A 1,766-nucleotide genomic window follows, 5' to 3' on the forward strand; every position below is an offset into this window, starting at 1 on the left:
AAAAAATGATGCCTTCAGGTTGATTTCTATTTTGCCTTGATCGTGATTATCACGATCAGGTAAAGAGAGATTTTGGATCTAAAAAAGATTCGGCTGCTACGATCAAAGAGAGTGGCCACCGATTCTTCTTTTGAAGAAAACACACCCAACTTACGAAAAGTAAGAGGGTGGTTTCTTCATTCGCCAACAGGCGAAAAGGGGTTGGGTTTAAGGTTTCGATCTTTGGTTTTTAGGGGGATTGGGGGACTCCCCAACAAGCTGAATGGGTACCATTCATAGAGCTTGCCAACCCTCTAGTAATGTTGATATACTCGGAGTAGCCCGACAGGCATAAACGAGAATGAGACATTACTCCAAATTGAAAATTTGGTTAGAGAGGGGCGGTCTTTTTGGGCGAGAACAGGAAAGAGAATCGACAGATTAAATTTCGTGTAAGCGACCTCGAATTTCAAAATTTGGAGCAGGCAGCGACAAATCTTGGAATGAGTGTGCCTAGCTTCTGCAAGAAGAAGGCACAAGGGGTGAAAATGCGACCACCGAAAATTGATCGGGAGGGAGCATTTGAGATTGCAAAGGAGTTGCGAGCAATTGGCGTAAACGTCAATCAGCTTGCAAGGAAAGCAAACGAGGATAAGAATGTTTCTGTTTTAGAAGTGCAAGCAGTACAGAAGGAGTTGCATGAATTATGGCAACAATTCAACTCGGCAATACAAAGGTAGCAAGCAAACTGATCTCCTATGCTGAAAAGAGAGCCGAAGAACGTTCAGGGGTAGATTGTCCACCCGAATATGCAAAGGCTCAATTCAAAGCAACAAGGGAACTGTGGGGAAAAACAGATGGGATTCAAGCTCATCATATTATCCAGTCATTTAAGCCTGGAGAAGTTTCTCCCGAACAAGCAAATGAAATCGGCAGAGATTTAGCCAAAGAAATGGCAAAAGGGCATGAGGTAGCTATTTACACCCATACAGACAAGGATCACATACATAATCATATTGTCATCAATGCAGTCAGTTATGAGGATGGGAAAAAGTATCAACTACATGGAAAAGAAGCCATTGAGCAAGTGAGGGAAGCTAGCGATCGTCTTTGTTTAGAAAGAGGATTGTCTGTTGTGAAAGAGCCTTCGGCACAAACACGTTATACTCTTGCGGAAAAATCTCTTGTAGAAAAAGGAAAAGGCAGTTGGAAAGACGAGATTCGGGAAAGTGTAGACCACCTTAAAGGAAAAGTACAGAGCCTTAATGAATTAGCCGATAAATTAAAAAAAGACTTTGATATTGAAACGAAAATCACCCCTAAAAATATTAGCTTCAAGCACCCTGACCACGAAAAGTTCGTGAGGGGGACAAAGCTAGGTTTAGCTTATGAAAAGGAGACGTTAAAGGATGGCTTTGAAAGACAAATTGAGCGAGATCAAGAACGAGGAAATACCGAAAAATCGTCAACCCGATCAAGAGATTCAGATCAAAGAATTGACCGAACTTTTGAAACAAACCCACGAGCTGAACACCATCATGAAGGGGTACATCAGCACCCACATGGACAAGCAAACAATGGCAAAAATGACGATAGACAGCGAGTTGTTGCAGATCAAGGAAACAAGCGAAAAGGTTCAGCAGGGAATGACTTTGACCTTACAAAAGCAAGAGAAGCTCTTAGAAACGAGCAGACAAGCATTAATCGGAGTGTTAAAAAATGGTCAGACAGAGATGAGTCAGAACAACAGTCAAACGATTCAAGAACTCAAGTCAATTCAAAGCTCC

Annotated in this window: 2 protein-coding genes; both read left to right on the top strand. The window is 42.0% G+C overall.

Annotated features, from left to right (window positions below):
- The first annotated feature begins 389 nt into the window (after positions 1-389).
- Positions 390-719: a plasmid mobilization protein gene (locus ACEWK1_RS27575; protein WP_416636875.1), complete on the top strand. Its 330-nt coding sequence runs from the start codon at positions 390-392 to the stop codon at positions 717-719.
- Positions 686-1,766, top strand: a 1,081-nt coding sequence (locus ACEWK1_RS27580) for a relaxase/mobilization nuclease domain-containing protein (RefSeq protein WP_416636876.1), incomplete at its 3' end; no start/stop codon positions are given. The genes ACEWK1_RS27575 and ACEWK1_RS27580, both read left to right, overlap by 34 nt.

It is taken from the genome of Metabacillus sp. YM-086 (assembly GCF_048059995.1).
GTDB lineage: Bacteria > Bacillota > Bacilli > Bacillales > Bacillaceae > Metabacillus > Metabacillus litoralis_B.